Raw genomic sequence first — 25,957 nt, 5'->3', positions numbered from 1 at the left:
ACTCAAGCTTCTTACTGAAAGAATCAAGTAAGAAAACAGTCTTTCATAGATTCTAATACATAAAAGTGCTGATTCTAATTTTACTAGAATTTTCAAATTTAGCTTCTTGCTGAATCCAGCTCAAAAATTATTTGATTTCAACAATAACTTTTGCAGCATCTCGGAATTCCTGGCTTATATGAAGTGCATTAAATTTCTATATCATTATCTTTGCGCTCTAATTATGCATCATGAAACTAGATAAAATTCCACAATTACAATATATCAACTCTAACAACTTCTTTTTACTTGCTGGCCCTTGCGCTATTGAAAGCGAAGAAATGGCCCTAAGAATTGCCGAAAAAGTGATGGAAATCACTAACAAATTAGAAATTCCATATATTTTTAAAGGCTCCTTCAAAAAAGCGAATAGAAGTAGAATAGACAGTTTTACAGGAATTGGTGATGAAAAAGCTTTAAAGATCTTAAGAAAGGTTTCTGAAACTTTTAAAGTTCCCACGGTAACAGATATTCATGAAATCTCCGATGCCGCAATGGCAGCAGAATATGTAGATATTCTTCAGATTCCGGCTTTTCTTGTTAGACAAACAGATCTTGTTGTTGCAGCTGCCAATACTGGCAAAGTGGTGAATTTAAAGAAGGGACAATTTATGAGCCCGGAAAGCATGAAACATGCGGTAACTAAGGTGACCGATTGTAATAATGAACAAGTAATGATCACCGATCGAGGAACTATGTTCGGTTATCAGGACATGATTGTAGATTTTAGAGGAATTCCAACCATGAGAGAATTTGCTCCTACAGTTTTAGATGTTACACATTCTTTACAACAACCTAATCAAACTAGCGGAGTAACTGGAGGAAGACCAGATATGATAGAAACAATTGCTCGTGCGGGGATAGTGAACAATGTAGATGGATTATTTATTGAAACTCATTTTGATCCTGCCAATGCAAAAAGCGATGGTGCTAATATGTTGGATCTTAAATATCTCGAAACATTACTTACAAACCTTACTGCAATTAGAAAAACTATAAACTCACTTTAAATTAATTCTTTATTATTAAAAAACTCTTACTACAAGTACAAGTAGGAGTTTTTCTATTTTATATATCTAAGTAACCGATAAATAATTAGTTACATCTAATAATCCTACAAGTTTTGTTTGTTATAGGTTTCCCAAAGGTACTCATAAAACTTAATTGAATTTGTATATTACCAAACTTGGGATTTTCCCCTTACAATCCAAAAAATTTAGCTAACCTTTTAATTCCCTACATGATAGATAAGATTACTCATTTCATTTTTTCAAAAAAACTTTTCTTTCTTCTAATAGCATTTTCTGTTGCATTACCCGCGGCTTCACAGGACACCCCAGAATTAAAGCTGGGAGGAGCCCTTCGGTTTAATTATAATCTCTCCTCCTGGAAAGACGGACAGAAAAAACGTGGTGGTGATTTTGGATATGATATGTTTAGAGTAAATGCTGAAGCTGCATATAAAGGAATATTTCTTAATGCTGAATATCGGTTATATTCAGACGGGTTCGGAGGTGGATTCTTAAAACAAGGTTGGCTAGGTTACAAATTCAATGAATTAGATCAAATTCATATTGGCCTCACCCAAGTCCCTTTCGGAATTCAACAATATAACTCACATAATTGGTTCTTCAATCTCACCTATTATGTGGGAATGGAAGATGACCACGATATGGGTATAAAATATATGCATACTGGAGAAAAATTTGAATACCAAATCGCGTTTTTTAAGAATGCAGAGGAACTTAAATTTGGAAACAATACAGAAACTTCTCCTAATAGATACTCTTATGATATTACAGGCAGGAACAAAGAAATTAATCAGGTCAATGGAAAATTCATCTATAAATTTGGAGATGAAGCAGCGCATAGACTGGGTTTTTCTGCTGAATACGGGAAACTTTACAATCTCGACACTGAAGAACTTGGTGCTCATTCTGCTATTGCAGCTCATTATGAGTTTACCAAGGGAAAATGGAATGCAAAAGCTCAATTTATTGCTGCTTCCCATGATCCTGAAAATGCTGAAGGAGAATCTAGAGATATAGTGATTATGGCTGCCTACGGTGCGCCTTATCAAGTTGCAGCACATTTTAATATGTATTCCTTAGCAATATCTAGAAATATTCCGGTTGAATGGGGACCAATTTCCAACTTGCAATTTTATAATGATTTTGGATACATGCAAAAGAAAACCCGTGGTTTTGAAGACTCTTATATGAACGTAACTGGAGTACTTGTAAGTGCAGGAAATGTTTATACTTATGTAGATTATGCAGCAGGATATAATCATTCCTGGTTGGGCGGAAATTTTGTAGACGATTTCTCTAGCGGAAACCCAGATGCGAAATGGGAAGCGAGATTCAATATTAATATCGGTTATTATTTCTAATAACAATCTTTGATTTATACTAGAAAATTCTAAAAGAATTAATTCCCTATCAATTAAAAAACCAGTTATATGGCTAAGAAAATTATAAGAAGTGATGAAAGAAAATCCATTTTTGGATTAGAAGTGAATGGCCCTGTATTTTTCACCTCAGCAATAATCATCATATTAATAATCACCTTAACACTTCTTTTTAAAGAAAGAGCAGAGGGATATTTTACCGCCACTCAGGAATTTGTTGCAAACAAAGCTGGATGGTTCTTTATACTAAGTGTGAATATATTTTTAATATTCATGATCTATCTCGCTTTTAGCAAATTCGGGCAATTAAGAATTGGCGGACAATCAGCCAAACCAGAATTTAAAACTATGTCATGGTTCGCGATGCTTTTTAGTGCGGGAATGGGAATTGGTTTACTGTTCTGGAGTATTTCTGAACCTGTCTATCATTTCTTAAGTCCACCAATGGCTGAAGGTGGCTCTGCGGAAGCAGCTAAAGAAGCAATGAAATTCACTTTTTTACATTGGGGATTTCATGCATGGGCGGTGTACGCATTAGTTGGCCTTTCGTTGGCATATTTTACTTATTCCCGCGGTCTTCCCCTTACTATAAGATCTATATTTTATCCATTTTTAGGAGATAGAATCTACGGCAAAATTGGAGATGCTATAGATATATTCGCTGTACTAGCTACTTTATTTGGACTTGCCACGTCCTTAGGAATGGGGGTACAACAAATTGCAGCAGGATTAAATCACCTTTTTGGAGTAGATAGCGGAGTGCAAACTCAAATTCTTCTAATTGCTGGAATAACCTTAGTCGCTACTATTTCGGTTGTTTTGGGAGTAGATAAAGGGGTGAGAGTTTTGAGTGAATGGAATATGAGAATAGCGGTATTCTTTCTTCTGATAGTTTTAATCTTAGGACCAACGATCTTTATTTTTAAATCCTTCGTGCAAAATACAGGTAATTATTTATCTGGTTTTCTAGAAATTGCAACCTGGACAGAAAGTTATACTGGTTCTAATTGGCAAAATGCTTGGACCGTTTTTTACTGGGGATGGTGGATTGCCTGGTCGCCTTTTGTAGGAATGTTTATTGCACGTATTTCTAAAGGACGAACCGTGCGTGAATTTATCTTAGGAGTTTTATTAGTGCCCTCTCTAGTGACTTTTTTCTGGATCTCTGCATTTGGAAGTACCGCAATACATGAGGCGCTTCTTGGAAACGACACTATTGTAAATGCAGTGAATGATAATGTTGCCACTGCGCTATTTGTCTTTTTGGAAGATTATCCTTTCGCATTTATCCTTAATATTATAGCAATAATCTTAATTGCAGGGTTTTTTGTTACCTCTTCAGATTCTGGATCTTTGGTGGTAGATAATCTAACTTCTGGCGGAAAAATAGATGCACCTGTGGGTCAAAGAATCTTTTGGGCTCTTGCTGAAGGTGGTATCGCTTCGGTTCTTTTAATAGGGGGTGGCTTACAAGCACTTCAAACAGCCACTATTGTAACCGGATTGCCCTTTGCAATCATCTTAATAGTTATGTGCTTTTCACTCTATAAAGGATTAAGCGAAGACATGAAGAAACTACAAAAACGGGAATCCCAGAAAGAACTTGAGAATTATGAAGAAATAGTTTCCGAAATCGTAAAGAAAAGAAATACCAATCAGCCAAACACCTTAAAATAGTTCGCTATGTACAATATAAAAAACATTTTAGTTGCGCTCGACTTATCCGATATTGATGATACTTTAATAAACTATGCTTCATTTATTGCTGAAAGCCTTAAAGTAGAAAAGGTGTATTTTGTTCATAATATAAAGAAGTATGAGATATCAGCATTATTTGAAGAACAACTGAAAGATTTAAATCTAGATGATTTAATTGGAGATGAATTAAATGAAAAGGTAGAAAAGAAATTTAAGGCTCCTGTAGAATGGGAAGTGCTTATTTCTGAAGATCCTTATTCAGAATCTCTAATAAATTATATTGTTAATAAATACGAGATTCAACTAGCAATTATTGGAAACAAGAATAAAGTGAGAGGCACTGGAGTAGTAAGTGGAAAATTACTTAGAATGCTTAAATGTAATATTCTATCTATTCCAAAAAACGCGAAACCTGAAATCACAAACATTTGGGCAGGAGCAGATTTTTCGAGCGCTTCCAAAAAAGTATTTGAACTCACAGAAATATTACAGAACAGCACCAATGCAAATGCAAAAGCGGTGCACGTTTATAATATGCCTATTCAATTCTCACCTTATATACCTAAAGAAAATCTCGATATTAAAATTGAAAAACATTTAAGGGAGCGGTATGAAAAATTCATTAAAAAACTCCATTTAAAAAGAGAATTAGAACTTGAGATCATTCCAGGAAAGGACACTGGAGTTGCTGAAAAATTACAAATAAAGGCACAAACTTCTAAAGTGGATTTAATAATTCTAGGAGATAAAGGCGGAAATACTTTTTCGTCACTACTTGTTGGTAGCGTAACCGAAGAACTTTTTAATCAAGATCTTGAGGTACCATTATGGATTACCAAGTAAAATAACATACTTCATATAAAAAGCTTGTACCTATAGGTTACAAGCTTTTTTTTAAGAGCTAATTTTATTGGTCATATAATTTTTATGGTTTATATAGTATTTAATTTAATCTGCCAACTTAGTAATTTAGATCCTATGCACTCTTAAATTGACAAGATTAGCATATGGCAAGGATCAGCTTTAAGCCGATTTGAAATTATAACAAAGGATTTCTTCAAATAGGCGAATTAAGTTAATAAATTACTGAATTCAATACTTATTAACACTTATCACACAGTTATTACCATATTATAAGTAAAACACATAAATTGATGTTAACTAGTATGATAAAAGCTCCTTGATTTCTTAATTTCATAATCTAACCTTTAATATTTAGATTATAAATGGAAAATCAACTAGAAAATTTCGCCAATCAGGTATCTAACTTTTTACCTGATCTTTTAGGAGCAATCCTTGTGCTTCTTGTAGGATGGCTTATTGCAAAAGGAATTAAAGCCTTAGTAGTTAGACTACTTAAAAAAACCAATTGGGATGAACGTGTTTTTGGCCGCGCAGATGTAGCAGACACCAATGTATTTTTAGGAAATATTTTTTATTATCTAATTATGATCATCGTGATTCTAATTGTCCTAGAAATACTAGGAATAGATCAAGTACTCACTCCTTTAGAAAACATGGTAGATGAGTTTCTTTCTTTTGTCCCAAATATCATAGGTGCTATTCTAATAGGATTTATTGGATATATCTTAGCTAAGTTTGTTTCCAATTTAGTGAGTATTGGAGGAAGCTTCTTGGATAGAATGGTAGATAAAACGGGCTTTAAGGATACAGATAAACTTATAAATATCCTTAAAAAAGTAGTTTTTATAATCATCTTTATCCCCTTCTTGATACAAGCTTTTAATGCACTTCAATTAGATGCTATTTCTGAACCAGCGAATAATATTCTTTACGGTTTCACTGAAATGCTTGGTGAGATAATAATTGCAGCCTTAATTCTTACTTTATTTATTTGGGGAGGAAAATTCCTTGCAGATTTCTTGGAAGATCTTTTTAAAAGCTTAGGTCTAGATACTCTTGCCGAAAAGATTCAAATTCAAAATATGATTGGAGCCAATCAATCTCTATCTAAAATTGTAGCAAACCTTATTTATTTCTTCTTGGTTTTCTTTGGGGTTATTACCGCAGTAGAAATTTTAGGATTAGATAGATTAACAGAGATCTTAAATCAGATCCTTGAAGTAACTGGACAAATTATATTCGGACTTATAATCCTTGCAATAGGAAATTACATATCTGTAATGATCTATAATACAATGACAAAGTCTAGTAACAATAAATTTATCGCTAGTATTGTAAGGTATGCTTCTTTAGCACTGTTTATAGCTATTGCGTTAAGAACCATGGGAATTGCAAATGAAATAGTAGAACTTGCTTTCGGACTTATTCTTGGAGCACTTGCGGTTGCTTTTGCATTAAGCTATGGATTAGGTGGTAGAGAAGCCGCTGGGGAACACTTTAGAGAGGTAATTCAAAAGTTTAAGGAAGATAAATCTGCGGAACCTATTTCAAGAAACCAAGTGAATCCTTCCAAACCTCAACACGACATTAACGATCCTGCTAATCCTAATAAACCAAATCCAGATATTAGTGATTCTAATAATAGAAGAGATCCAAATGACCCAACACTTAATTTATAAACATTAAGTAATTATCTAAAAAGCCCGCAACTAATTGCGGGCTTTTTTTATTAAGTGTTATTCAAATTTTATTTACCGTCTACATAATCCTGAAGGTATCTAAATCGCTCTGTTAATTCGCCTTCTTTCGTCATTCTTGCACGCTTTAAGATCCCATCGTTATCTCCATTGAAAAATGCAGGAATTACATTTTTCATAAACATTTCTCCAAATCCTTCACTCGCATCTTTAGGCAATTCGCATGGTAAATTATCCACTGCCATAACAGTAATAGCACCTTCCTTTCTAAAATCTACCTCTCCCCCTGTTTTAGGATCATATCCATAGATAGGATCTGCAATTGTAGAAGGTCTTATAGTGCTAGCAATAGGAATACCAATATCACAAGACACATCTGCAATGAGCTTTATTTTGAAGTCAGGAGAATTGGCTTGCTCCTGAGTAAAAAAGACCGGAGCTCCATCTCCATAGAAATGACCGGCAATAAAAACATCACTAACAGCTGCAAATCTCATGAAATTAGATCTGTATTCTTCAGGATGCTTATAGAAATGTCTATTTGTAGTATTCTTTCCGCTGTTATGAATATTATAATCGCGTACATCTATCAAACAATAAACAGGCTCTAGGAATTCATTCTCCAAGTATTCTGAAACAGGTACTTGTTTGATTTGTAAATGATCTAATATTTCTTTGGCACCATGGGCTACTTTTCCTGAACCTGTAAGAAGTATTTTTAGATTTGGAACTTTTATCTTATCTAGTTCTTTTAGAACAGATTTTAGATCTGGCAAAACCTCAACCTTGGGCAGATTATATAATTGATCTCTTATTCCTAATGCTCTAAAACAATTATAAGCACCAACTAAACCAGCATATCTACCAAAACCTATTAATCTATGGCCATTCTCCTTTACTATTACTTCGTGGTCTAATAATTCAATATTATCCTTTAAGATAGCCTTTAAAAGATCTCTATTATAAGGTTGTTTCTTTATAGTATGAGAAAAGAAAAAGTATTTTTTATTAGGTAACAAATTTGCGATTGGCACCTCTTTAACTCCAAGTAAAACATCACAATCTGTAATGTCTTGAGACACTATAAATCCTGCTTCTTCATACTCCGAATCTTTAAAGATCCTGATATCTGATGATTCAATTTTAAAACTTGCCTCTGGAAATTTCTGAACGATCTCTTTAAGTTTATTTGGAGAAAAAACCACTCTTCTATCTGGCGGAGTTTTACGCTCTTTGATCAAAGCAAATTTTATCATATGTTGGAATATCTTTTGTAGTTTATTACATGTGTTCCAAAGATATAAATTTTAATCTGTATCTTTGCAGCCGCGTTAGGGATAGAAGTGAAAATCCCAGTTTAATTTTTTTTGAAATTATACTGGATTGAAGCGGATAGCCCAGTCCCGCAGATGCGGGAAACGCACAAAAGTTCATTATTTTATGGGGTCGACTTGGATTTGACAGCGAGTCTAATTGGATGGTAAGCACGTCGAGCGCTGGGATATAGCTCGTAAATCTCATATTTCACACTTTTTTAAACGGCGAGAATAACTACGCCTTGGCTGCATAATCCGAATTACAGTAGGATTATCTTTATCCCTACCAGGTAGGGAGCCGAGATGCCTCGTGAAAGCCTTGATTTACGGCGTTCACAGCAGAGGTATCGACAAAGTAAATATAGGAATTGCAGGGTCTTGATGTAATTCCGAAGCTCAATTGAGAATACGTGTAAGGTTGGTGGTTTTCGGCCGGTCTTGCATCGACAACTAATTGAAAACTAAGCGTGAAGAAAGCTATGTTAATTGCTTGTTTGGACGAGGGTTCGAAACCCTCCGACTCCACTTTTTACTTAATAATCGGTATCAAAAACCCCGGAATCCTAGGATTTACGGGGTTTTTCATTTTTATTGATACCGTTTAATATCATATAAATGCCCACTAAGCGAGACCAATACGGTGACCTATTTTATTTTTAAAAAATAGGTCTCGCTAAGCTCACAAAATGCTGTTTTTCAATTCCTTAGGGAAAGTTAAAGTTTTCATTCGTATTCTCTTTTTAGCTACTTTCAGTAACCAATCGAGACCTAAATTTTTTAAAATTATGAAAACTGATTTTCACACCCACTTTCACACCGTTAATAAAAAGATAGATAAACGCGGCTTATTGCCAATATATCTAAGGCTTACCGTCAACAGAAAAAGAAAGGAACACAGTATTTCCCGTAGAATCCAATCCGAATTTTGGAATGTGAAAATGGAAAAAGTGATGGGCAATAATGCTATTGAAAAAGAAATCAATACCCACATCAACAATATTCGCCACAAGCTTAATAAAATTCATCAGGTATTATCAGATAATGAAGAACCTATTACCGCTTCCAGAATGATAAAAGAATTGAAAGGCGAGACCAAACAACAATCCAAAATGACTTTAGAGATCTTTAAGGAACATAATGAACAAATGGATCGGCTTTCCGGTAAAAGTATTTCTAAAAGCACCGCAAAACGTTATTGGACATGTTATAATCACGTCGAGCAATTTTTAAATGAAAGATATAAAGCTGATGATTATCGAATGAAAGATATAGACCATCAGTTCATCACAAAATTCGAATATTTTTTAAAAACCAAAAGAGAGTGTAATCATAATTCAGCATTGAAATATGTGAACAATTTTAAAAAGATCATTCGTATTGCCTTAGCAAATCAGTGGATGGATCGAGATCCTTTTTACAATTACAAAGTTCAGTTTGATGCGGTGGAACGCGAATACCTAAATGAAGAAGAAGTCCAGAAATTAATTGATAAGGACCTTCATTTAGATCGTTTAAAACTGGTCAGAGACATGTTTGTCTTCAGTTGTTACACTGGGCTCGCTTATTCTGACGTGAAGAAACTTAGCAGCGCAGATATCACAAAAGGAATCGACGGCGATAACTGGATACGCATTAAGAGAACAAAAACGAAATCTTTAAGTAGCATTCCCCTACTTCCTATAGCTGAAAAAATAATTGAACAATATAAAGACCATCCCGAAGTAAAAGCTGGAAGTTGCGTACTACCAGTTTTAAGTAATCAGAAATCCAATGCTTTTTTAAAAGAAATCGCTGTAATGTGCGGAATATCCAAACCGCTTAATACTCATCTTGCCAGACACACCTTTGCAACTACCATTACTCTTACTAATGGAGTTCCTATAGAATCTGTTAGCAAAATGCTTGGACACAAAGATTTGAGAACAACACAACATTATGCAAAAATCGTAGATCGAAAAATCAGTGATGATATGAATGAACTGAAAATAAAATTAGCGGAAAAAGCAGAAAAAAACATTACCAATAAAAAGAATGCCAAAAAGTAAAAATTAGCTCATGTTAATCATTTAATTTGAAACTATTTGAATTCAATTAGTAGTCCCATCAGTTGTACCCTATTTGGACTGGCAATGGTACGCTACTGTCCCATGTGTGTACAAGTCCTGTACCGGCACCGTCCCATCAGTGGACAAGCACTGGTATCTAAATATAAACTATATAAAACAAATAAACATATAAAACCGAAGGGCAGGCAGGCCATTATTTTTTTATTTATTTGGTAAACTGAAAAAAGTATGGAATGAGTTAGTTAAAGATGTCATTTTTAAAGCAATTTTTAGCTCAAAATTTAAAGCTTTTCTTCTTCAACCCGTATTTGTACTTTAGAAAAGAAAAACTCGCTTAAAAAGCCTTAAATTTCCGTTTGCAAATGGTTAATCCATTTCGTGAAATTTAGTCTGTTTTGTAGTGTTTTACAAATTTTTAAAACTTTAATTATTTTGTTTTTTCTCAAGAATTAATGGCTTTTTACTTTCTTCCCATTTAAACAACCGATCCAACATTTGTTTGGTTGGTATGGTTTGCTCCGCTTCCATTTTTCTCAAGATACTTTCTACTGCATCCATTCTTTTATTTATCAGCACTTTCAAACTCTGAACGGAATCATCAAATGGCACAAAGGGATTGATACGATACTTCTCAAAAAAGTCCAGAATAGCTTCCATTGTTTCGGTGTAATTGGTATCATTCTGTATGGCATATTTTTTAAACCGTTCCACGGTTTGGGCATGAAAATTAATTCTTGAAAATCTCTTACTCATGGTCATTATTTTAGGAAATTAGGATAACTCATACCAGTGTTTATAGTATTAGGCGGACTGTTTCTCTAATTTTGTCGCAAAAATGAAAACATACCTAAATTATTTTATCGTCACAATTAACTGATTATTAGGTATTTGCATACAAAAATGAGTGTTATAACATCGCGTAGCGTGTTACCCTCTTGCTACTCATTTTTATTCGCTATCGCTCTTTTAATGAGAACCTTAAAAACTGCAAACAATCTAAAAACTCACTTAAAAACGTCAATTTTCAAGCCATATTATTTGTGGTATTTTGCAGCTATTTGGAATATTAAAATCCAACATTTACTTTTTATATCTTGAGCGTTTTCCTTTCCAGAAAAGGAAAATAACATTGTTATAAACTTCATTAACGTTATCAAAATTCTATAAAGTCTGCATATCTAATTTACTTCCTATAGAGCCCTCGCTGTTACCTTTCCAATAGCTGATTTTAAAAATTCAGAATTAATAAAGGACTTATAAATAACAACGTGGTTTATGCAGTCCGTTTAATTTTGAATTTTTTATTTTATATTGGAAAGGTACCGAGAGACTTTGAAGAGAATAAGTTTCAGATAATATTGATCACTAAATATTGAAAATATAAATTTCCAATGCAGCAGGATCTAGCGAACTCAATTGCAAAATCAAGACGAAAAAAGAATCTTCCTTCTACCCTATTGCATCAAAATAGAAATTGATACTTAAATGGTTCATCAGGATTTTGGAATTGGGTTCAAGACATTTTAGTGAAGCGCTTTTCCCGAAATGTAGTGGAGTGGAAATGTGCTGGAGCGGGTTTCAAGTTTCAACAAAGGTAATATTTACTCCTATCATCCAAACGAAGGTAAATTTTAGCTATATTTACCCTTGTTTAGGGAACGAAAGTAAATTTTACTCTTATACTAATGACAAATTTTAATAGAAGTAAGCCATATAATAATTTACCCTTACTACCACCAGATGGTATATTAGAAACCACCAAAGTGCTTCGAAAAACAATCGAAGCCAGTAGAGCATTAGCACAATTGAATGGTATGCTCATCAGCTTACCTAATCCAACATTGTTTCTAGATACTATCCATTTACAAGAAGCCAAAGCGAGTTCTGAAATAGAAAATATAATCACAACAAATGACGATTTGTATAAAGCTATTGTTGCAGATAAAAAATATAACAACTCCGCTACAAAGGAGGTTATAAGTTATAAAGAGGCATTATGGCAAGGCTTAGAGTCTATTGAAAAAAGACCTTTTATCACTACCAATTTGTGTATTGAGATTGTACAAAGTATAAAGAAAAACACAGCTGGTATAAGAACTACGCCTGGCACTACTCTTAAAAACACAGAAGGGGAAATCATATATACTCCGCCTTCGGGAGAAACCATTCTGAGAGATAAATTAGCTAATCTTGAAAAATTTATCAATGAAAGAGATACCATTGATCCATTAATAAAAATGGCTTTAATCCACTATCAGTTTGAAGCGATACATCCATTTACTGATGGAAATGGGCGAACAGGACGTATTCTACTTCTCCTCTATTTAAAAATTGAAAAACTTTTAGATATTCCTGCAATATATCTAAGTGAATATATCATTAAAAATAAAAAAGAATACTACAATAAATTACGTAATGTAACCGAAAAGGGAGATTGGGAAGAATGGATCTTATATATGCTAGAAATGATCTTATTTACAGCAAATAAGGGATTAACTTTATTAAATCAAGTAAATCAATTGATGATAACCTTTACTGAAGAAGTAAAGTCGGATCTACCAAAAGTTTATTCTAAAGATTTAATAGAAATACTCTTTAAACTTCCCTACACAAAACGTCAGTATTTAATAGACGCTGATTTAGGAACCCCAAAAACTGTAGGAAATTATTTAAATGAATTAGAAGGAGCGGGATTCTTAACCTCAGAAAAGGTTGGAAAAGAAAAACTGTATCTTAATTTTAGGTTGATGGAGGTGTTAGAAAATTCTTAAGTAGTCGGTTTTATAGATGACACGGATACATTGTAAACTTAGTCGAAATAAAAATACTGAAACAAATTCCAGAAATACCGAGATTTTGCTTGGAGATTCATATCAGATTACGCTGTTCTTATAAGCAGTTGCAGACACGTACATCTACTAGGTGTTAGCCGCTCCTTAACCGCGATCATCAACTAAATAGTAAAAATATTAAATTCTCATCTAAATTACTTATCAAAATTTAACTAGCATGTAATTAATTTAAAAAGTAGATTATCATGGCTATCAAAATAGAATTTACCAGAGAAGAATTATATCAATTAGTTTGGGAAAAACCTATTACCTATTTCACGGAAAACTATTTGGGTTTTTAATGTAGTTTTATATATATACTACTAATAATTGATAATAATATTAAGGTAAAAGTATTGGACCCAAAAGAAAATACCATACAGCAATACCCACAATACCTCCCAAGCAACCTGACATTATAAATACGGATTGATATTTTTTAGGGATATAGTAAAATAGTATATAAGTAGCTACAGCAAATCCAATCAAAGCAAGGCCAATAGGAACTACGCTAGGGTGTAAACCGAAGTATTCTGAAATGTATCTCTCATCACCCCCGAAATAATTACCTTCTTTAAAAACCATTTCATACAAAAAGGAATGAAATAAAACATAAATTTCACGAAGCCAGAATAAAGATAGAAAAACTGAGATCCAGTCGATTGAACTAAAACCACTCTTTTTAATTTTTTTCGATCGTGTTGAAATCAATAATAAGCCAAAAAAACCAGTAAGTATTGTCTGTAATGGGCCACCTAAGGTAACTAGGAAACTATCATAATTTAATTTCTCTAATTTTCTTTCGAACAACTCCTTCTCCTCAAAATATTTACCAGCTTCAATTTCAATTTTATTTTGAATATAAATACTATCCAATTCATTATTCAATTTGGAACTATCATAGTCAATACTAGCGAAATGTAAGGTAGTTTTATATCCTAATAGTTCAGCTACAAACAGATGACCTAATTCATGGGTGTGTGTTCCAATTATAACAAATAGAATGAAAGCGAAAACAAATTTTAAAAATTTTCTAACCATTTATTGTTGTCTAATTGTAATCACATTTTAAGAATAGAAAAGTTATGGAAGCTTTTTCGAACTTCCATAACTCAATATTGATTTTTTTTAATTGTATTTCGGATTGCTTAATTGAGTTTCTATATCAGAAATGTTTTTATTTCTGATATAGAATGTTCTATCCTGTATATCCTCAATAACACCTCGATATAAAGTACTGAAAGATATATCAGCTGAGTACTGGATCATATCAGCTACTCCATCATATTTGGCACCAGTTAAAAAGTAACTTGCATTATTGTCAAAATAAGCATACATCCCTTCACTGATTACTGGAGTTTGTGTGGTAATCTTGGCTAATAATGTAAAATTTATAGTTTCTACAAAGTGACTAGAAGTAGCGTAATAAGAAGAAACGGAATTAAGAAGTTAGCCGGCCTGAAAATACTTGTGCTTTTGAAGAAAGGGAGAACCTACGGCCTATCCTAATTCTAAATTCCGTAAAGGATGCAACGGAAAATGGTAACAGCGACGGCACTGCGGGAAGTAAATGAATTGAATGCAAGGAAAAATATTCAGAAGCAAGAAAAAGAAGGGAAAAATGGAAAACGCTCCGGATACAATAAGTAAATAGTTTTTATTAAAATAGTTAAGGTATTAAGGCATAAAAATTTAACTATAGCTTAAACTTTGTACCCCATCCTTTATGTTAAGGTTATGAGATTTTATTTTGAGGAGGAAATACCTCAATTATATAATAATATTCTATCAAAACAGCGCTAAAAACCCTGGAAAACCCCTTTATTCCTGGATTTAATGTTTACTTAAACCATTCTTAAAGTAAGAAAAGGAAGGTACTCCATTGTAATCCCTTTTATTTGTAAAAGCATTTTAAAATTAAAATCTACGATTACAAAGAACCTACAGCATAATTAAAACCCCTACATATAAGATTAGATCTCTAGCCATGAATTAGCCAAAAAAACAGCCCATTCTGTTGCACCAGAATGGGCTTAGCCAAAACTTAGACTAAAAAAATTAATTTTATAGCCAAATTGTAATGAATACTAACATACAATTTTTAATCAGATTTTTATTAAAAAAGCAGGTGTTTATAATCTGCTTTCTTTTAAGCTTACCTCAGGCATATGCGTTTAAAATAAACGAGATGAATCCAATTTCCTTCCAAAATAATCAGCAGGTTGTTCGGGGAAGAGTCTTAGATGGAGAAGGACTGCCACTTCCAGGAGCTACGGTAGTTATAAAGGGAACAAATAATGGTACCCAAACAAATTTCGATGGAGAATTTAGTCTTTCTGTTACAAGTCAAGCTCCAGTTCTGGAAATTTCCTTTATGGGCTTTGAAACCAGGGAAATTGCAGTAAAAAATGAAGATTTTATTGAAGTACAACTAAACGAAAATCTTAATTCTCTGAATGAGGTTGTCGTTACAGCCTTAGGAATAAAAAGAGAAGAAAAAAGATTAGGTTTCTCACAGGAAACTGTTGCCGCTGAGAATCTTTCCCAGACGGTTCCCAATAACTGGTCCGCAGGTTTAAAAGGAAAAGTATCCGGTTTAAATATTGTTTCAACCGGTTCAGGTCCAATCAATTCGCAACAAATAACATTGCGTGGTAATAATTCACTAAATCCTAATGGTAACTACGCACTTATTGTAGTTGATGGGGTACCAATCAATACTGAAATGACTACTTCAGGATCTTCCAGTGCATATATGGGAGGCGATTCGCCTGTAGATTTCGGAAATGGAATTTCAGACCTTAATCTTGAAGATATAGAAAGTGTTTCGGTTTTAAAAGGGCCGGGAGCTACCGCACTTTATGGGAGTCGGGCCGCAAATGGCGCATTGATAATTACCACCAAAACCGGTACAGATCAAAAAAGTTTAGGAATTTCATATAATACCAGTACCACCCTAGATGTGATCCAACGTTGGCCGGATTTTCAATATGAATATGGACAGGGAACGGGTAAATCTTTTAATGATGCCGGTGAACCCTACTATTCATATGGAGGTTCTGAAGACGGAAATAGTACCGGTGGAACCAGTAGTGCCTGGGGGCCTCGTTTTGATGGACAATATTACTTTCAATATGATCCAGAAGTTGGCGGGCAGTCCCTTGAGCGCCAGTTATGGAGACCTAATAAGGATAACCGAAAGGATTACTGGCGTACTGGTTTTACCACTAATAATAACGTGACCCTTCAGGGGGGTGGTGAGAATGGTTCGATGCGGGTTTCCGTTGGGCATCAGCTCAACGAATGGATTATGCCTAATACAGGTTTTGAACGTATTACCGCTTCAGTGAACGCCAGGTATAAAGTTTCTGAAAACATAGAGGTGGGATCAACCTTAAATTATAATAATAGAAGTAGCGATAACCTTCCTGGAACCGGTTACAATAATGGATCTATTGCATACTTTATGATATTCCAGAATCCAAATGTAAATCTTGATTGGTTGAGACCTATTTGGCAGGATGGACAGGAAAATCTTCAGCAAATTCAACCTTTTAGCTCTTATATTGATAATCCATATTTAATTGCCTACGAAGCCACAAATCCATTGGCCAGTAATCAATTGGTAGGAAGTATTTTTTCTAATGTTCAACTGGCACCAAAATTAAATTTGATGTTGAGAACATCCTTAAACACTTACTTTCAGGATAGGGAACAAAGACGTCCCTATAGCATTAACAGATATTCCCGTGGATATTATAAAACACAGGATATTTGGAAACAGGAAGTTAACGCTGATTTCCTGCTAACTTATGAAGATGAAATCAGCAAAAACATTTCTTATTCAATTTCAGGAGGTGGAAATGCAATGGATTATCAATACCGACGGACCGATGCATCAGTAGATGGGTTGGTAGTACCAAATGTTTACAAACTTGCAAATGGAGTTAATAATCCAATCGTTAATACTTATGATAGAAATAAAAAGATAAACAGTTTTTATGGTTTGGCATCTTTTTCATTTAAAGATAGAGTTTTTCTAGACCTAACAGGTCGAAATGACTGGTCAAGTACTCTGCCTACCCAAAACAATTCATTCTTTTACCCTTCAGTAAATACAAGTATAATTCTTTCTGAAATTTTTAATTTCTCAGGCCCTGTAGATTATTTGAAATATCGATTCTCTTATGCTCAGGTTGGGAACGATACTGATCCTTATAGAACAAGCAAATATTATAGCCAGAATGCATTCCCCAGCTCAGCGGTGGTGCCTACCAATCTATACAATGCCAATTTTAAGCCGGAAATCACAACCAGTTATGAAACAGGAGTGGAAGCCCGACTTCTTAATAACAGGATTAACCTTGATGCGACGGTCTATCAAACCTCCACTAAAAACCAGATTATTTCGGTACCATTAGATATTACCACAGGATACAGTTCGGGAGTATTAAATTCTGGAGAGGTCAGAAATCGCGGAATAGAACTAGCAGTAAATGCAAAGATCATCAATACTGATAAATTTAAATGGACAACTAATCTCACTTGGGCAAGAAATTGGAATAAAGTGTTAGAACTGGCCGATGGTATAGATGGGCAACAGGAAATAGGTTCAGGAGGACAGGCACGAATCATTGCCAAAGTTGGCGGTACTGCAACTGCGATATATGGAGCAGGATTCGTCCGTTCTCCTGAAGGAGAAATAGTTTATGATGATGGAGGTCTGCCGGCTTATCCAGATGATATTATGTATATAGGGGATGCTAGTCCGGATTGGCGAGGAGGTTTACAAAATAATTTTAATTATAAGAATATTTCCCTAAACGTTTTACTTGATGGTCAATATGGGGGAATTATTTACTCTCAAACTCACCATAAATTGGTACAGCAGGGAAAATTGAAATCCACTTTTAGAGGCAGGGAAGAAGGTGTGATCGTAGGAGAAGGTGTAGTTCTAAACGAGGATGGTTCTTTCTCGCCAAATACTACTGAAGCCATCACACCGGATTGGTATAATCGTTTTTACAGAAGGGCCAATGTAGAATCCAATTCATTTGACGCGTCCTATTTAAAACTGAGGGAAGTGAGTTTACAATATAAATTCCCGAAGCAGTGGTTTCAAAATAGCAGCATCCAGAATATAAATGTTTCTCTGTTTGGTAGAAATCTGGCAGTATTCTCAGATTTTCCAATATACGATCCTGAAACAGCTGCTTTAAATGGCGATACCATTTTACCCGGAGTGGAGATGGGGCAAATGCCTTCTCCAACAACCTATGGATTTAATTTACAAGTGAATTTATAATAAAATGAAAATGAAAAATTTAAAATATCTAAGTACTGCTATTTTAGCAAGCTTTCTATTTTTTGCCTGTACTTCTAATTTCGAAGAAATTAACGAAGACCCCAATCGAATATCAGCAATAAGTCCGGGAACCCTAATTAATCCAATTATTTACGGATTAGCAACACATAATGCCAACCGCAGCTCAAGCATCACTTTTGATCTTATGCAGGTTTCATTACCGTTTCCAAGTGTGTCTGGAGGATTGCACCGCTATGACGTAAGTCCTAATATAGGAAATTCATCCTGGTACAATTATTATCGATGGTTGAATAATATTAACGAGATGAGAACTGCTGCGGAAGAAGCCGGGGATGTAAATTATGAAGCAATTGCACTAACATTAGACGCTTGGGTATATTCTAATTTAACCGATATTTTTGGCCCCGTTCCTATGACCGAGGCAGTGCAGGGAGAAAGTGGAAATCTTTATCCAGCTTTTGATTCACAGCCTTTTATTTATGAAACCATTCTGGCAAATCTGGAACGTGCAAATGAGCTTTATGATACTGAGGTTACTATGCCATATGCTGAAGATATCCTTTTTCAAAACGATGTTAGTAAATGGCAAAAGTTTACTAATTCCTTACGGATGCGATTATTGTTAAGAGTTTCAGGACAGGTAGAATTAAATACCTTTCAGCAATTAACCACAATGATCAACAATCCGACTTCGTATCCGGTTTTTGAGAATACAGAAGAGTCTGCAATTTTACAGGTTACCGGGGTGACTCCCAACGTATCACCCTGGGGTAGGCCCCAGGATTTCAGGTTAAGTGTAAAGTTAACAGAGTTTTTTGTAGATAACTTAAATGAGCTTGAAGACCCAAGAAGATCTGTTATAGGTACTATGGCTACTGATTTGGATAACAATCCAATCGGCTACAAAGGAATTCCCAGTGCATACGAGGGTCCGGAGTCTCAATTTGAATTTAATGCATCTACCTTTAATATAGAACAGGTAGAAAATCCTATGCAAATATTTTTGCTCACCTATGCTGAGGTTGAGTTTATAAAAGCGGAGTTGGCACAAAAAGGCTACACAGGAGATGCTGAAACCCATTATTTAAATGGAGTAAATGCTGCAATAGAACAAATGGAGACAGAAGTTCCTGAAGATTATTTTGAAAATGAACTGGCTCAGTATAACGGGACACTAGAGCGAATTATGCTTCAAAAATATTTCGCACTTTACTTTACTGATTATCAACAGTGGTTTGAATATAGAAGAACAGGCTTGCCTGAATTACCTAAAACTGATGCTATGGTAAATGATGCCAAAATGCCGGTTAGATTTCCTTATCCTCAGGACATCCAGGTTAATAACCGGGAAAATTACCTGGAAGCAGTTGAAATGCTTGGTGGGAGTGATAATATAAACACCAAAGTTTGGTGGGATAATTAGTAAATAAAAAAACAATAATGAAGAAAATACTTGCATTTACTATACTTGGTTTACTAAGCCTGAATCTTTCTTCCCAGGAAAAAGCCTGGGGTTATGTTTATGAGGATAGCAATCAAAATGGAAAAAAGGACCGCCGAGAAAATGGAATTTCGGAAATTGCTGTTACAAATGGAATTGAGGTTGTTCTCACAAATCAGGAAGGAAAATACGAATTACAGGTTGGTAAAGATAATATAATAGCAATCATAAAACCTTCAGGATACAATATCGGTAAAAATGAAGATAACCTGCCGCAATTCTTCTATATTTATAAACCAGGGGGATCACCCGAATTAAAATTTAAAGGTATCTCCCCCACTGGCAATTTGCCGAAGTCGGTTAATTTTGCTTTAATTCCTTCTGAAGAAAAAGAAGATTTTACTGCCCTTATTTTTGGTGATCCACAGCCGTATACTCAACAAGAAGTAGATTTTTTTGCTGAGGGAATTGTAGCTGAAGTTGAAGGAATAGAAAATGTTCCTTTTGGATTAAGCCTAGGCGATTTGGTGGGGAATGATCTGGACCTATTTAATCCGTATATAAAAGCTGTGAAAAGAGTTGGTATTCCCTGGTATAATTTGTTGGGAAATCACGATATAAATTTTGATGTTGAAAAAGATTCCCTATCAGATGAAACCTATGAAGCCCATTTTGGTCCTGCCAATTATGCATTCAATTATGGGAAGGTACATTTTCTGGTTTTGGATGATGTATTATATCCAGATCCCAGAGATGGGGAAAGTTACTGGGGAGGTTTTCGGGAAGATCAACTTCAGTTTATAGAAAACGACTTAAAAAATGTTCCTAAAGATCATTTGGTAGTTATAGCAATGCATATTCCATTAAGCGAACCCGGTGATGTAGATACTTTTCGTGATGAAGACAGAGAAAGGCTATTTGAGCTTTTAAAAGATTTCCCCAACACACTTTCACTTTCTGCCCATACCCATATCCAACGGCAGGATTTCTTCGGAAAAGAAGAAGGATGGCATCAGAATAGACCACATCATCATTACAATGTTGGTACAACATCCGGAGATTGGTATTCAGGAAAATTAGATGAAGCCAATGTTCCGGTTTCCACTATGAGAGATGGAACTCCAAAAGGCTATGCATTTATTAATTTCACCGGGAATAATTACAATATAGATTATAAAGTTGCAGGGAAACCGGCAGATTATCAAATGGAAGTTTTTGTTCCAAAAGTAGTTGCCAAAGGCAGAAGAACTAAGGCAGGAATCTATGCTAATTTCTTTATGGGAACCGAAGGTGATGAAGTAATGTACCGGATAGATGAGGGGGAATGGAAAGAGATGGATTATGTTGTGGAGCCTGATCCTTCTTATGTGGAAATGGTTTACGAATGGGATACAACAGAGGAACTTATGTCCGGAAGGAGATCTTCCAACCCTATAAATAGCGAGCATTTATGGCGTGGTAATATCCCGACGAACCTGCCAACGGGAGAACATTCTATTGAAATAAAAGCCAAAGATATGTTTGGAAAGGTTCATACGGCGACCAGCAGCTATAGACTGGAAGAAGCAAAATAAATCCATTTTCATTTTTTAAGGCCTGCTTCAGTATTTTTGCTAAGCAGGCTTTAATTATTAATCAAAATTTACAGCATGAAAACATTACCAATAACCCTCACTTGTTTATTATTTACTGGATTATATTCCTGTAAATCAGATTTAGAAAAAAATGATTTAGGGACCAATGAAGTTTCTCTTACTTCTATTGTACAGGTTCAGGGACATAGAGGAGATCGGGGAAATTTTCCTGAAAACAGCATTCCAGCATTCATTAGTGCTGTGAAAAAAGGGGTGGATGTTTTAGAATTGGATGTAGTTATTTCAAAAGACAAACAGGTAGTAGTTTCTCATGAACCCTATATGTCCTCCCTGTTTGTTAATAACCCATCCGGCGATTCCATAAAAAAAACAGATGAGCGTTCCTACAATTTATATGAAATGAACTATGACAGTATCCGGCGGTTTGATGTAGGATCAAGGGGTAACTTTCTTTTTCCTGACCAACAAAAAATCAAGACCTATAAACCCTTACTTTCTGAAGTTATTGACAGCGTAGAGACATTCATTGCCGCTGAAGGCCTGCCACCAGTGAAATACAATATTGAATTAAAGTCGGTTGAAGCTGACTACGGTAAATATCAGCCTCAGCCTGAAGAATTCGGAAACCTGGTAATGGAAATTATTGAAGAAAAAGGCATTTCAGATAAGATTTATATTCAATCCTTTGACCCTAACATCCTTAATTTGATGAATGAAGAATATCCTGAAACTAATCTTGCATACCTCGTGTACCGTGAAGGTATTGATCAAAATTTATCCGTTTTACAATTCATCCCTGAAATCTATAGTCCAAATTTTAACCAAGTAATAGATGAGCAGTTTGTGGATTCAATCAATTATATGGAAATGGAATTAATTCCGTGGACAGTTAATGAAAAAGAGGACATCCGGAAAATGATAGATCTTAATGTAGACGGTATTATATCTGATTATCCTGAAAAGGTAATTGAAATGAGAAAGAATGTTGACTAAAAGTCAAAAGCTATTTGGTCGCAGCTGAAATTATGAACAGTGATTTTATATTTTCATAATATACATGTAATACCGCTTTCCCCCCTATTTTATAAATTTACATCAGTAAAATAAATAAGGATTAAGCAATGAAATTGAACAGGATTAACCTACAAATCTTAGATAAAATCAGTATTAAAAAACTGTTTTTTCAGGAAGCTCCAGCACCATTATTTCTGAAGGGTTTTTCAAAGGAGAATAATAGTTTATTGCAAACTAAGAATGTTGTTCTTTCCGGTGAATTTTTCCCAATAAATTATAAAGACAATTTGAATAAGTGGGAAGCGAATTTACAGCCTGAAATAACACCTGAAACAGAGTATTTATTATGCGGAAAATATCCCGACTGGGTGTTGGTTGAAGAAGCACGACATTACGGGATAAAAGTAATATTTACCGACAAAGCAGGAGAACTATTCAGTAGAATTGCTACAAAACTGATTAATAGTAAAACTGCATTAACTATTGAGGAGCCGCTAGGGGTTTAAATTTTATCATTCGGAAGGGCATCGAATAGGAAAAAAGGCAGTGGAGATTATACCAATAATTTGGAATTGGAATTTATACAGCCTCTCTAAAAAAGATGATTTTCTGAGCAATATTGGTAATTAGGTCTCCTACTCTTTCAACGTTTTCGATAACACTCAAAAGCAACAAAGATTGTTCGATAATATCTCCTTCATTTTTGAGTAAATAAGATATAATAGAATTGGTGTTGTAACTAATTTCATTTTCTTTTCGTTCTTTCTTAAACACCTTATGGGCCCGCTGGCTATCTTTGTCAAGGTAGACGTCCCGAATATCCTCTAACATAGAGATAACAAAAGAAAACATTTCATTCAGTCGAAGTGTCTTCAATAGTTTCATATCGGGAGCTAAGTCGAACTCCACCGTAATTCTGGAAATACCTAAAGCGTAGTCATTAATATATTTCAGTTCATATATTATTTTGCCAAGAGCCATTATAAATCGTAGATCATCCCCCATCCGTCTTTGTAAAGTCAAAAACTCCTCATACTCATGCTCAATAGTCAAATTCAAAAGCCTCGAAATCTTAATGATTACGAGAAATCTACTTATGTGCACTCTTTCCAATGTGTAAAGACAAATAGATTTTCTTTACACATTTTACTTTTGTGTAAAGGAATACCTAAAAACTTCAAATATCCGCCCTGAAGACATGGTTAAATCCGATCAGTATATAGAACCATCCGCAATATAATTTGACGCGTTTTGCTTCCTTTTAAACTCATTAAGACAATTCAAACGTTAAACTTTGTTAAAGCGAGACCAATTCGGTGACCAATAAAATCAGAACTCTGCTTATGGCTTATAAATGCTGGAAAGTTGAAACTATCGTCGTTCCCTCCGACTCCACTATGAAGCGCAGCTATGCTGCGGATTAAAAAAATAAAAATCTGCCAGATATTTTCACCTGAGCAGATTTTTTGTTTTTAAAGACGCCCGGACCGAAGGAACGGTTAAGCATAGATGTATTTCCTAATAGGGAGCACAAGGGTTCTAAAAACCCTCCGCGTACACTATGAAGCGTAGCTCTGTGTGGATTAAAATACAAAAATCTGCTAGGTATTTTTACCTGAGCAGATTTTTTGTTTTAAGACGCAAAGACCATGGGAACTTTTGGCATAGCGTATTACGGGGGAGATATTGTAACCAATTCTTCAGAAATCAATATCATATTGATTATTATTTTTGTAACCTTTACTGCTATGTTTTTTATTACTTCAACTAAAAATTTATAAATTCTAAAAAAATCAGAAAAAATCTTTCACAGCAGTAACAGATTAAATCAAATGCAAGAAAATAGATCTATGGGCGGGTTTAAAGAATACACTCCTGATATTCTTGGTGATGGGTTTGGAAAGTTAAATCTGAAACTTTCCCATGATTACGAAGGGGAGGTAATTGCTACGTTAGTACGACGAGTTACTGATATAAAATCAGAGAAAGCAATCCTGTGTATTCATGGTTTTAACGATTATTTCTTTCAGAAAGAATTGGCTTTGAGGTTCAATCAGCAAGGATATAATTTTTATGCGCTGGATCTGAGAAAGTATGGCAGATCCTATTTGAAGCATCAAAAATTTAATAATGTACGTTCCATTTTAGAATATGATGAAGAATTAGACCTTGCCTTAAAGATTATTAAATCTGAAACCATCAACAAGGTAATTTTACTGGGGCATTCCACGGGAGGCTTAATTACCACAAATTATGCTGTCAATCACCCAGATAGCAATTTGTTTCATGGATTGATTTGTAACAGCCCTTTTTATGAATTCAATTTAAATAAGTTTGAAAGATCAGTAGGCATCCCATTACTTTCTTTTATTGGTAACTATTTACCAAACATTCCTATTTCAGGCGGGTTTACAAAACTATATGGATATAGTCTGCATAAAGAAAAATATGGAGAATGGATTTATTCGCTTATTTGGAAACCATATGAAATTCCGAATGTAAATCTGGGATTTATTAGAGCAATAAAAAGAGCACAATTAAATATTCGAAAAAAATCCATTATAAAAGTTCCAGCATTGGTGATGCATAGCGATAATTCTGTTTACGAAAAATCCTGGTCTGATAAATTCAAATCTGGAGATGCTGTTTTGAAGGTGGATCAAATTAAAGAAAATGCCCAAAAATTAAATGGCGAAGTAAGTATTCTGGAGATCGAAAACGGTATGCATGATCTGATTCTTTCAAAAAAGACAGTAAGAGAAAATGTCTACACCCAAATATTTACATGGCTTGAGAAAGGCTTTGCTTAACTTTTATAAATAGGAAAAAATACATCAATAATTTTTAGCTCATGCAACTCCCTAATTAGATTTATGAAAATTCAAATAGCCCTTAGAATAATTATTAAGTAAATTAAATTGTCTAATCTGTATTAGACGGTTTATCTACGATCAGTTTAATTTTTTTGTTCCTGTCTTCCTTTTCCAAAATGATAGGTGGTGATTGTCTTACTTTACAATCTTTAATTGCACAATGCTCACAAGTTACCCCCACTTTAATGGATAGAATTTTTGGATTAACCAGAAAATTAAGTTTGCGCTGTAACTGCTTATTTATAAGCAAACCATCACTTATACTCCTATAACTATTTTCTTTAAAAGGATCTTTGGTTGCAGATGCTAAAATCAGATATTTCCCTCCATCATCCTTATAATCGGAGATCTAAATATCAAAAATATGATCTTTTTCATTCTTACTTATCTCCTCTAAAACACGCATAGAAACCCATCTTCTGCAATAATGCTCGTTGGTTTTATTAGCGTGATAATCATACATACTTTTCCCTTAAATTAGCAAACCTAATATTGGAGAAATAGATATTAGCCTTAAATTTGAAGGTGTTAATTGTTAGCAAACTTAATTTGAAGAAATAAATAGAGGATAAATGAAAGGCAGAAAATTACTAATGATTCCTGGCCCTATTGAATTTGAACCAGAAGTTTTACAAGCAATGGGCATGGCAACTACTAGTCATGTATCTCCAGATTTTATAGAGGTTTTTGGCAATAGTCTTGAGTTAATGAGAGAGGTTTGGATGTCCCCAAAAGGACAAGCTTTTATTGTGGCAGGAACTGGCACTCTAGCCATGGATATGGCAGG

Annotated in this window: 19 protein-coding genes, 1 other RNA gene and 1 pseudogene; 16 read left to right on the top strand and 5 right to left on the bottom strand. The window is 34.5% G+C overall.

From position 1 onward, the window contains the following. Positions 1-230 precede the first annotated feature (230 nt). The 5 genes from kdsA (at position 231) to I130_RS08030 (ending at position 6,690) form a co-directional block, all read left to right on the top strand. Positions 231-1,049: a 3-deoxy-8-phosphooctulonate synthase gene (gene kdsA, locus I130_RS08050; protein WP_034921351.1), complete on the top strand. Its 819-nt coding sequence runs from the start codon at positions 231-233 to the stop codon at positions 1,047-1,049. Positions 1,050-1,279: 230 nt separating this feature from the next. Further along, a complete protein-coding gene (locus tag I130_RS08045; protein WP_034921693.1) occupies positions 1,280-2,431 on the top strand; it encodes a hypothetical protein in 1,152 nt (383 codons plus the stop codon). 69 nt (positions 2,432-2,500) lie between these two features. Beyond that, positions 2,501-4,126 carry a BCCT family transporter gene (locus tag I130_RS08040; RefSeq protein ID WP_034921348.1) on the top strand — a complete coding sequence of 542 codons (1,626 nt, stop codon included), beginning with the start codon at positions 2,501-2,503 and terminating at the stop codon, positions 4,124-4,126. Between the two features lie 6 nt (positions 4,127-4,132). Next, a complete protein-coding gene (locus tag I130_RS08035) occupies positions 4,133-4,990 on the top strand; it encodes a universal stress protein (RefSeq protein ID WP_034921346.1) in 858 nt (285 codons plus the stop codon). A gap of 383 nt (positions 4,991-5,373) precedes the next feature. Then, positions 5,374-6,690 carry a mechanosensitive ion channel gene (locus I130_RS08030; RefSeq protein WP_034921345.1) on the top strand — a complete coding sequence of 439 codons (1,317 nt, stop codon included), beginning with the start codon at positions 5,374-5,376 and terminating at the stop codon, positions 6,688-6,690. Positions 6,691-6,758: 68 nt separating this feature from the next. Here I130_RS08030 and I130_RS08025 read toward each other — a convergent pair whose 3' ends face one another. Further along, positions 6,759-7,964 carry an NAD(P)-dependent oxidoreductase gene (locus I130_RS08025; RefSeq protein WP_198012041.1) on the bottom strand — a complete coding sequence of 402 codons (1,206 nt, stop codon included), beginning with the start codon at positions 7,962-7,964 and terminating at the stop codon, positions 6,759-6,761. A gap of 186 nt (positions 7,965-8,150) precedes the next feature. Here I130_RS08025 and ssrA point away from each other — a divergent pair. Continuing rightward, positions 8,151-8,552: a transfer-messenger RNA gene (ssrA, locus tag I130_RS16440) on the top strand. Positions 8,553-8,809: 257 nt separating this feature from the next. Next, positions 8,810-10,069 carry a site-specific integrase gene (locus I130_RS08020; RefSeq protein WP_034921689.1) on the top strand — a complete coding sequence of 420 codons (1,260 nt, stop codon included), beginning with the start codon at positions 8,810-8,812 and terminating at the stop codon, positions 10,067-10,069. Positions 10,070-10,513: 444 nt separating this feature from the next. On the opposite strand, the gene I130_RS08015 is transcribed toward I130_RS08020, so the two are convergent. Further along, positions 10,514-10,843, bottom strand: a complete 330-nt coding sequence (locus tag I130_RS08015; RefSeq protein ID WP_034921343.1) for a BfmA/BtgA family mobilization protein — start codon at positions 10,841-10,843, stop codon at positions 10,514-10,516. Between the two features lie 932 nt (positions 10,844-11,775). Here I130_RS08015 and I130_RS08010 point away from each other — a divergent pair. Then, entirely contained in the window at positions 11,776-12,861 is a 1,086-nt protein-coding gene (locus I130_RS08010; RefSeq protein ID WP_034921341.1) for a Fic family protein, read from the top strand. A 402-nt stretch (positions 12,862-13,263) separates the two neighbouring features. On the opposite strand, the gene I130_RS08005 is transcribed toward I130_RS08010, so the two are convergent. Both I130_RS08005 and I130_RS08000 read right to left on the bottom strand, forming a co-directional pair. Next, the gene (locus I130_RS08005; protein WP_034921339.1) at positions 13,264-13,962 is read right to left on the bottom strand and encodes a hypothetical protein; all 699 of its coding nucleotides are present in this window, start codon (positions 13,960-13,962) and stop codon (positions 13,264-13,266) included. An 87-nt stretch (positions 13,963-14,049) separates the two neighbouring features. Further along, complete coding sequence (locus I130_RS08000) at positions 14,050-14,259, bottom strand: hypothetical protein (protein WP_034921337.1); 210 nt, start codon at positions 14,257-14,259, stop codon at positions 14,050-14,052. Between the two features lie 189 nt (positions 14,260-14,448). Here I130_RS08000 and I130_RS16890 point away from each other — a divergent pair, with 189 nt between their 5' ends. The 6 genes from I130_RS16890 to I130_RS07975 all read left to right on the top strand — a co-directional run bounded on the left by I130_RS16890 (position 14,449) and on the right by I130_RS07975 (position 22,803). Further along, positions 14,449-14,571, top strand: a complete 123-nt coding sequence (locus I130_RS16890; protein ID WP_262489273.1) for a hypothetical protein — start codon at positions 14,449-14,451, stop codon at positions 14,569-14,571. 538 nt (positions 14,572-15,109) lie between these two features. After that, positions 15,110-18,226: a SusC/RagA family TonB-linked outer membrane protein gene (locus I130_RS07995; RefSeq protein WP_051119659.1), complete on the top strand. Its 3,117-nt coding sequence runs from the start codon at positions 15,110-15,112 to the stop codon at positions 18,224-18,226. 4 nt (positions 18,227-18,230) lie between these two features. Next, on the top strand, positions 18,231-19,670 hold the full coding sequence (locus I130_RS07990) for a SusD/RagB family nutrient-binding outer membrane lipoprotein (protein WP_083932885.1): 1,440 nt from the start codon (positions 18,231-18,233) through the stop codon (positions 19,668-19,670). Between the two features lie 17 nt (positions 19,671-19,687). Beyond that, positions 19,688-21,262, top strand: coding sequence for a calcineurin-like phosphoesterase C-terminal domain-containing protein (locus I130_RS07985; protein WP_034921336.1), 1,575 nt, complete (start codon positions 19,688-19,690; stop codon positions 21,260-21,262). A gap of 75 nt (positions 21,263-21,337) precedes the next feature. Further along, positions 21,338-22,276, top strand: coding sequence for a glycerophosphodiester phosphodiesterase family protein (locus tag I130_RS07980; RefSeq protein WP_034921333.1), 939 nt, complete (start codon positions 21,338-21,340; stop codon positions 22,274-22,276). A gap of 128 nt (positions 22,277-22,404) precedes the next feature. After that, on the top strand, positions 22,405-22,803 hold the full coding sequence (locus tag I130_RS07975) for a hypothetical protein (protein ID WP_034921331.1): 399 nt from the start codon (positions 22,405-22,407) through the stop codon (positions 22,801-22,803). Positions 22,804-22,876: 73 nt separating this feature from the next. Here the strand turns inward: I130_RS07975 and I130_RS07970 are convergent, their stop codons facing one another. After that, positions 22,877-23,356 carry a phosphate signaling complex PhoU family protein gene (locus I130_RS07970; protein ID WP_157480552.1) on the bottom strand — a complete coding sequence of 160 codons (480 nt, stop codon included), beginning with the start codon at positions 23,354-23,356 and terminating at the stop codon, positions 22,877-22,879. Positions 23,357-24,129: 773 nt separating this feature from the next. On the opposite strand from I130_RS07970, the gene I130_RS07965 reads away from it, so the two are divergent. Both I130_RS07965 and I130_RS07955 read left to right on the top strand, forming a co-directional pair. After that, on the top strand, positions 24,130-25,107 hold the full coding sequence (locus tag I130_RS07965; protein ID WP_083932884.1) for an alpha/beta hydrolase: 978 nt from the start codon (positions 24,130-24,132) through the stop codon (positions 25,105-25,107). Between the two features lie 635 nt (positions 25,108-25,742). After that, positions 25,743-25,957: pseudogene (locus I130_RS07955) on the top strand (alanine--glyoxylate aminotransferase family protein); the annotation flags it as partial.

Source organism: Gillisia sp. CAL575, assembly GCF_000403785.1.
Lineage (GTDB): Bacteria > Bacteroidota > Bacteroidia > Flavobacteriales > Flavobacteriaceae > Gillisia.
This window is presented reverse-complemented; position numbering and strand designations above follow the sequence as displayed.

What these genes read in the sequence shown, in the direction of transcription:
- kdsA (WP_034921351.1), top strand. Translation starts at nt 231, where the DNA reads ATGAAACTAGATAAAATTCCACAATTACAATATATCAACTCTAACAAC.
- I130_RS08045 (WP_034921693.1), top strand. Translation starts at nt 1,280, where the DNA reads ATGATAGATAAGATTACTCATTTCATTTTTTCAAAAAAACTTTTCTTT.
- I130_RS08040 (WP_034921348.1), top strand. Translation starts at nt 2,501, where the DNA reads ATGGCTAAGAAAATTATAAGAAGTGATGAAAGAAAATCCATTTTTGGA.
- I130_RS08035 (WP_034921346.1), top strand. Translation starts at nt 4,133, where the DNA reads ATGTACAATATAAAAAACATTTTAGTTGCGCTCGACTTATCCGATATT.
- I130_RS08030 (WP_034921345.1), top strand. Translation starts at nt 5,374, where the DNA reads ATGGAAAATCAACTAGAAAATTTCGCCAATCAGGTATCTAACTTTTTA.
- I130_RS08025 (WP_198012041.1), bottom strand. Translation starts at nt 7,964, where the DNA reads ATGATAAAATTTGCTTTGATCAAAGAGCGTAAAACTCCGCCAGATAGA.
- I130_RS08020 (WP_034921689.1), top strand. Translation starts at nt 8,810, where the DNA reads ATGAAAACTGATTTTCACACCCACTTTCACACCGTTAATAAAAAGATA.
- I130_RS08015 (WP_034921343.1), bottom strand. Translation starts at nt 10,843, where the DNA reads ATGAGTAAGAGATTTTCAAGAATTAATTTTCATGCCCAAACCGTGGAA.
- I130_RS08010 (WP_034921341.1), top strand. Translation starts at nt 11,776, where the DNA reads ATGACAAATTTTAATAGAAGTAAGCCATATAATAATTTACCCTTACTA.
- I130_RS08005 (WP_034921339.1), bottom strand. Translation starts at nt 13,962, where the DNA reads ATGGTTAGAAAATTTTTAAAATTTGTTTTCGCTTTCATTCTATTTGTT.
- I130_RS08000 (WP_034921337.1), bottom strand. Translation starts at nt 14,259, where the DNA reads ATGTATGCTTATTTTGACAATAATGCAAGTTACTTTTTAACTGGTGCC.
- I130_RS16890 (WP_262489273.1), top strand. Translation starts at nt 14,449, where the DNA reads ATGCAACGGAAAATGGTAACAGCGACGGCACTGCGGGAAGTAAATGAA.
- I130_RS07995 (WP_051119659.1), top strand. Translation starts at nt 15,110, where the DNA reads ATGAATCCAATTTCCTTCCAAAATAATCAGCAGGTTGTTCGGGGAAGA.
- I130_RS07990 (WP_083932885.1), top strand. Translation starts at nt 18,231, where the DNA reads ATGAAAATGAAAAATTTAAAATATCTAAGTACTGCTATTTTAGCAAGC.
- I130_RS07985 (WP_034921336.1), top strand. Translation starts at nt 19,688, where the DNA reads ATGAAGAAAATACTTGCATTTACTATACTTGGTTTACTAAGCCTGAAT.
- I130_RS07980 (WP_034921333.1), top strand. Translation starts at nt 21,338, where the DNA reads ATGAAAACATTACCAATAACCCTCACTTGTTTATTATTTACTGGATTA.
- I130_RS07975 (WP_034921331.1), top strand. Translation starts at nt 22,405, where the DNA reads ATGAAATTGAACAGGATTAACCTACAAATCTTAGATAAAATCAGTATT.
- I130_RS07965 (WP_083932884.1), top strand. Translation starts at nt 24,130, where the DNA reads ATGCAAGAAAATAGATCTATGGGCGGGTTTAAAGAATACACTCCTGAT.